At 71.4% G+C, this 5,564-nt stretch carries 5 protein-coding genes and 2 pseudogenes; 2 read left to right on the top strand and 5 right to left on the bottom strand.

Annotated elements, in window-relative coordinates:
* Positions 1–98 precede the first annotated feature (98 nt).
* Both VG276_01515 and VG276_01520 read right to left on the bottom strand, forming a co-directional pair.
* Positions 99–653, bottom strand: coding sequence for a transposase family protein (locus tag VG276_01515; protein ID HEV8648087.1), 555 nt, complete (start codon positions 651–653; stop codon positions 99–101).
* A gap of 110 nt (positions 654–763) precedes the next feature.
* Positions 764–2,585, bottom strand: a pseudogene (locus VG276_01520) (DUF4158 domain-containing protein).
* 251 nt (positions 2,586–2,836) lie between these two features.
* Here VG276_01520 and VG276_01525 point away from each other — a divergent pair.
* Positions 2,837–2,992, top strand: coding sequence for a low temperature requirement protein A (locus VG276_01525; protein ID HEV8648088.1), 156 nt, complete (start codon positions 2,837–2,839; stop codon positions 2,990–2,992).
* A 196-nt stretch (positions 2,993–3,188) separates the two neighbouring features.
* The gene (locus VG276_01530; GenBank protein ID HEV8648089.1) at positions 3,189–3,389 is read left to right on the top strand and encodes a hypothetical protein; all 201 of its coding nucleotides are present in this window, start codon (positions 3,189–3,191) and stop codon (positions 3,387–3,389) included.
* Between the two features lie 99 nt (positions 3,390–3,488).
* On the opposite strand, the gene VG276_01535 is transcribed toward VG276_01530, so the two are convergent.
* The 3 genes and pseudogenes from VG276_01535 to VG276_01545 all read right to left on the bottom strand — a co-directional run.
* Positions 3,489–3,650, bottom strand: a complete 162-nt coding sequence (locus tag VG276_01535) for a hypothetical protein (GenBank protein HEV8648090.1) — start codon at positions 3,648–3,650, stop codon at positions 3,489–3,491.
* A 2-nt stretch (positions 3,651–3,652) separates the two neighbouring features.
* Positions 3,653–5,068 (bottom strand): annotated as a pseudogene (locus VG276_01540) (selenium-binding protein SBP56-related protein).
* 197 nt (positions 5,069–5,265) lie between these two features.
* A partial coding sequence (locus VG276_01545) for a helix-turn-helix transcriptional regulator (protein HEV8648091.1) occupies positions 5,266–5,564 on the bottom strand: 299 nt, incomplete at its 5' end.

Here is a 5,564-nt window from a genome sequence, read left to right on the forward strand (position 1 = left end):
GAGCAGGGACCCTCGGGCTTTCCCCTGGGCTTCGCACCCCGCAGGCCAGAGCCTGCGGCGCACGCCAGGGCAGGGACAGGTCTCGACACTGACCCGGGCTACGTCTTCGACATCACATCGAACCTCCTCCAACGCAGCCACTCACCACGTGCGACCTCATGTCGCAGACGCAGCGTCTTGCCGTCGACCGCGACCGCCCAACGCGGCGGGCGGGGTGCCGGCGGCGGCCGGGTGGGTGGTGGCGTGGGCTGCTGGCCGGCCAGCCAGCCACCGATGGCGCGGTCCAGCGCGTCGGGGTCGACGCGGGCCAGCACCCGGCGCACGGTCGCCTCGGCGGGTGGCCGCCAGGCGCCGGTCCACGGGTCACGGCGGGTCCCGAGCGCGGCCAGGACCTGGCCGGGCGCGTCGCTGGCCCACTCGCCAATGGCGGCCAGCGACCTCGCCCCGGCCAGCACCGCGCAGACCGCGACGGCCAGCACGGCGCCCAGCGCGTGCCGTCGGCCGCGTTGGTGGCGGGGGTCGGCGATCTGGGCGAGGTCGTCGAGCAGGCTGCGGCACTGGTCGGGTGCCAGCGCAGCGGGCGGTGCCAGCCGCTGGGCAGCCGCAGGAATGGGGATGATGGGCAGGCAGGCACGGCGGTCCGGACTGGTCATGGGCTTGGATGCCACGTGATCGCGGGGAGTCGTGCCTGTCTCCTTATCCACCCGGCTCACCGCGGGCGGCCGTGGTGCTTGGTGCGTCGGACATGAGGAGACTGGACTATCCCACCGACGTGTACCAGGTGATCGCTGAACCCGGTCCGCGCGTCGACCTCGACCAGCACCGACGCCAACGGCACGCGGGGCAGCATCGCGGCCAGCTCGGTGCGCAGCGCCTCGGCCTCGGCCGGCACGTCCTCGGCGGTCAACGGTGGGATAACCAGCTCCCCGGCCGCGGTGAGCCGGACCTCGCCGGTCGCGCCCTTGACCAGCAGCCCCTCCAGGTCGCCCAGGGCCGCCTGCAGCTCGTCGTCGGCCATGGCCAGCGCCTCGGCCGCGGTAGGCGGCTTGCCGACCAGGTGGCAGAACTCGGCACGCTGCGCCGCCCACGACTCCATGGTGAGCAGGAACGACGCCGGGTCGGCGTAGCGGCGGCTGCCGGGCACGAACACGTCACCGGAACGCAGCCCGTCGCGCAGCGCGACCAGCACACACAGCTCCCCAGTAGTGCCGGTACGCGGTAATGTCGCCGGCCTGCTCCGCGGCGGCGAGGTAGCCAGCCCACTTCGTGGGCACGAACCCGACCGGCGCGCCGGCCGGGACCTTGCGGGCACCGGTGGCGTACAGCTCGGTCAGCATCGACACCGCCTGCAGCAGCGGCTCAGTGCCGGGCCCGCCAGCCAGCCGCACCGCCGCCAGCACCGCCGGGGCGAACTGGCGCAGGTAGGTCATCGACTCGTCCATCAACGCCAGGTGCCCGTGGTCACGCGGCAGCCGCTCCCGCCGGGCCGCCCACGCCGCCCGCATCCGCTCCATGCCGATCCCTGTGCGCAGCAGCGGACCGACCTGCTCATCGGCGACCACCGGGTCCAACGCGATGGACAGGATCTCGTCCAGCAGCGCCTGCCGGTCCTCCCCGCCACGCGCCCGCTCGGCCAATGCCTCGGTCAGCTTCTGCTTCGCCGCCGACTCCCGCCCGGAAATGGCCTGGTCGAACAGCAGCAGCGTCTCGTCGAGCACATCGACGGCCGACTGTGCCAGCAGAGTCAGCAGGATCGGGTACCGCCGCCGCGGCTCCCGCCGTTGCAGCGCCTGCGCGGTCAGCCGCCGGCCGACGCCAGCCAGAAACCGGCGCCGCTCGGCCGGCAGCATCGACAGATCCAGGGTGTGCGCGTCCAGCCGCCGCAGGAACGCCAGCTTCTCCAGCTCCGCCTTGACCGCGGCCGGGCTTGATGACGTCGGCCCGACCCCAAGCCAGGCCAGCGGTGTCCGGCCCAGCATCGGCTCGACCACCAGCAGGCTGTCCAACTCCTGGCGGCGCCGATCATCCAGCAGGTGCGCCACCCGCATCCACGTCTCCGCCCGAGCCCGCGCCCGAGCCGTGGCGACGTGTTCGAGCAGATACACCACACCCGGACGGACCACCCGCGACGAGATCAAATACTCACAAGCCAGCCGGAACAGCAGCTTCGGCGAATCGTGCTCCATCGCCCGGGCGAACAGGAACTCGTCGAGCTCCTTCCACTCGATCCTGTCCATCGTGCGCCAGCCGCAATACGCCACGACCTCCCGAAGATGGCCGGTGCGGGTCTGCTCCCGCCCGCCGTAGCCGCGCAGCTCACCCATCGCGACGCCCAGACGCTGCGAAAGCCGGCCCACCGCGGCGGCCGGCGCCGCAGGCACATCGTCTGGCACGAACCCCAGCCACGGCAGCGTGCACAACTGCACCGCCGCGCCGAGCACGTTGCGGCCGGTACGGAACTTGCGCAGGAAGGCCTCGTCGGAACCGGTCAAGGTGAAGTGCCGAATCAGCTCGGCCCGGTTGATCTCCGGGAAGCCCCGAAGCTGCGCCAGCTCCTCCTCAGAGAACACGTCCCGAGTCGCCACGAACCCACCGCCCGAGCATCGGCCGTCACCCAAACGGACGAGACGCTACGGGTCACTCGCCACCAAGATCAATAGTCCTTACCGTTGGCTTTTCGCTGGAAGCTACGGGCTGGCCGTCCTCCTCAGGAGGCTAACACTGTTAGCTAACCGTAGGCGAACAATGTTAGCCTGTCAAGCAGAGTCTCACCGTGCCGGGAACGCCGTCCGACAGGTTCTGCCGGTCATACTCGATGCGGAGGTGGGGATCCGGAATGAGTCCAGGCAGCATTGAGGGCCCGGCTGTCGAGATCGAGCGTGTCAGTACGCTCGAGTTGTTCCTCGATCTGGTCTTCGTGTTCACCGTGACCCAGCTCACCGAGCTGGTGTCACATCCCACGGGCTCGGTGACTACGGCAAGGCGGCGCTGATCCTGGCCATGACGTGGTGGATCTATGACGGCTACGTCTGGCTGACGGGCAACGTGGCCATGCACCGAGGGAACCGCTTCGGCTCGGCCCTTGTCGGGGTGACGCTGGTGCACGGCGTGATGTTCGCCAGAGCGCCGACGCGTCGGCCCGCGCCATCCGGCGCATCGCGCCCTTTAACCTCGCCATCGTCCTGCTCGTGCTAGCTGCCGGGTTCGTCGACCAGGACTGGCTGGGACCGGCGGGCGGCCGGCTGGTCGTGGCCGGCCCGCTGCTGCTGACTGTGCCGCGGGGGACCCAGGAAAGCGGTGTGGCCCAACTGGCGGTCGTCGTCGGCCTGATGGTCGTCCTGATCGCCATCGAGTCCAGACGTGCCATCGCCTCCTCGGCAACGCCCTGAATGCCTCGTACCGGGCTCGCCGTCTCTGTAGTCTCCCAGAAGGCGCGCACGCCGCCGCGCTCGACGGAGGCGTCCTGGTGGGGTTCCCCGGCCTGCATCTCAGCCTCGGCGGCGGGAGCCCTGCTTCCTGGTCAGCCGGGCACGGGCGGCCGCGACCCGTGCCCGGCCGATTGCCAGCAGCAGGGAGAGCCCGCCGCCGCTGCCGAGCAGCAGCAGGTTGGCCAGGGAGTCCTCGCCCGCGTGGTGAGCCAGGGGTCGCATGGTCAGCTGGTGTAGCAGTAGGAGTCGCTGGAGGCGTCGCCGCCTTCCAGCCGGGTCTGGTGGACGCGCAGGCCGCGGAAGTCGTCGCCGTTGGGGAAGAAGCGCGCGTCGGTGGTGATGCCGCCGCGGTCGGGGTCGGCGTCCAGCTTGGCCATCCAGGCGCCGACGCCGTCGGGGTAGAAGATGGGGTCCCAGGCGCCGTAGATGGAGTTGGTGACATAGACCCGGCGGCCGTCGCGGCTGACCTCCACCATCTGCGGCCCGCCGCCCAGCCGCTGGTCGGGCTTGGCGGGGTGGGGCTGGCGGCGGGTGATGCCGCCAAGGCGCACCGAGCCGGTCTCGTGGGGGTTGAAGATGTCGGCCACGTCGTACTGCTTGAGTTCCCCGGTGCCCTAGCACGACACGTACAGCCAGCGGTCATCGACCGACAGGTCGATGTCGGAGACCAGCGGCGGCACCGCCCCGAACGGCTGCAAGGCCGGCGGCAGCAGCTCGGCGTCGGCGGGCTCGGCGGGGATGGTGACGACCTTGCGGACCGCCCAGCGGTCGCCGTCGCGGTGCCACAGCCACACCGACCCCGACAGGTCCTCGACGCTGATGACCACCCCGACGAAGCCCCAGGCCTTGGCCGGGTCGTGGGCGGGGCGCACCTCAAACACCATCTGGTGGGCGTCGCCCAGGTCGACCCGCTGGGTGAGGGTGCGCTGCGACATCGACCAGAAGTTGAGGTGGTGGCCGAATCTGCGGCCGAGCAGGTCCTCGGGGTCCAGGCCACCCTCGACCATCGACGGGGTCGCCCATTCGGAGGTGATGACGGTGTCGTGGTGCAGGTGCCACCAGCCGTCGTAGCCGAAGTACTGGTCGCCGCGGTCGCGCTCCCAGGCGCCGATGACGTCGAAGGTGTCGTGGTCCAGCAGCGCGATCCCGCCGGGGCCGTCGTTGCCGTCGGCGCCGCCGAGGGCGAACAGGAAGATGCCGCCGGGGCCGCAGTGGATGGTGTGGGGCCGGGAGTAGCCGGCCTTTCGGGCCAGTTCCTCGGCCTGGATGGTGTGGACCACGCGGGGGTTGCGCGGGTCGGGCCTGGTGTCGAGCACGTAGGTGCGTGAGGAGCGGATCCCCGGGACGATCAGGTAGCGCCGCTGCAGCGGGCCGCCGTGGCCGCCGTGGCTGGTGTGGCCCAGGGCGCTGGAGCAGGCGTTCCAGCCGAAGTGGTGCAGCTCGTTGCCGGCCGTGGGCAGCTCGCTCCAGCCCACCACCCGGCCGTAGTCGGGCGAGGACGGATCGGTGTCGACCACCGTGATGGCGTCTTTGGCCTGGCCGGCGGGGTCGTAGGCGGCCACGTAGGCGAGCCGCTCAGGCGGCGCGGCGATCGCCTCGGCCGGGCTGCGGTAGAACGTCGGATCGGTCGTCTGGGACATCAGCCTTCTCCTGGATGCCATGGCTCCTTCTTCCTCGTCGCACGTTCGTTGCCTCCGGAACCCGGGGCGGTTCCTGCTCGACGACCATCACCTCCTCTCTCGGCCTGGAGGGAGCGTGCGTCGGAAGCGGTGCCGGGCACATCCGGAAGCGGCCCGGAGTTAGCCGCTCGGGACCCGGAGTTAGCGGCGGAGAGGAGTCAGCCCGAGCCCTCGCGCGCGAGCACGGCCGAGGCCAGGGCCACGAGGTCGGCCCGGGTCCCGGCCCCGGTCCTGCGCTGCAGGCTGGCCACGTGCGTCTCGACCGTCCGGGGGGAGAGGAACAGTCGAGCCCCGATCTCCCGGTTCGACAGGCCGCCTGCCACCAGGCGCAGCACGTCCATCTCCCGGCTGGTCACGCCCAGCGACCGGAGATCGAGCGGGACCTCGGACCCGCCCCGGCCCTTCCGGGGCAGCGGCGCGCCCGCCTTGCGGAGCAGGGCCTTGCAGGCCGCCACGA

Source organism: Actinomycetes bacterium (genome assembly GCA_036000965.1).
Classification (GTDB): Bacteria; Actinomycetota; CALGFH01; order CALGFH01; family CALGFH01; genus DASYUT01.